The following is a 447-nucleotide window of genomic DNA, read 5'->3' on the forward strand; positions in this document are numbered from 1 at the left end:
TAGATATGAGCAAGCATCGCATGTATTTTGGCGTTGTCAATATCATATCGTTTGGACACCTAAGTATCGTTTTAAAATCTTAAAAAATAACATAGGTAAAGATGTTTATAGGTTTATTCATATTTATTGTGAAAAACTAGGTGTAGTTGTAATGGAGCTGAATGTACAGATAGACCATGTTCATTTAGTAGTGAAAGTACCCCCCAAATTGTCGATATCTAAGTTAATGGGGTGTCTCAAAGGTAGAGTAGCTTTAAAGCTTTTTAGTAAATATCCTCACCTAAGGAAAAACAAAGCCTGGGGCGGTCGCTTTTGGCAATGAGGTTACTTTGTTGATTCGGTAGGTGTAAACGAAGAAATAATAAGGCGATATGTACGACACCAAGATAAACAAGAAAAGCTGGAAGAACGAAGGCAGATGAACCTGCTAGGGTAAAATGGCCCCCT

1 pseudogene is annotated in these 447 nt (G+C 37.1%); it reads left to right on the top strand.

Annotated features, from left to right (window positions below):
* Positions 1 to 436, top strand: a pseudogene (gene tnpA, locus ACSLUH_RS19545) (IS200/IS605 family transposase); the annotation flags it as partial.
* Between the last annotated feature and the right edge of the window lie 11 nt (positions 437 to 447).

This window comes from Thalassotalea ganghwensis, from assembly GCF_053485795.1.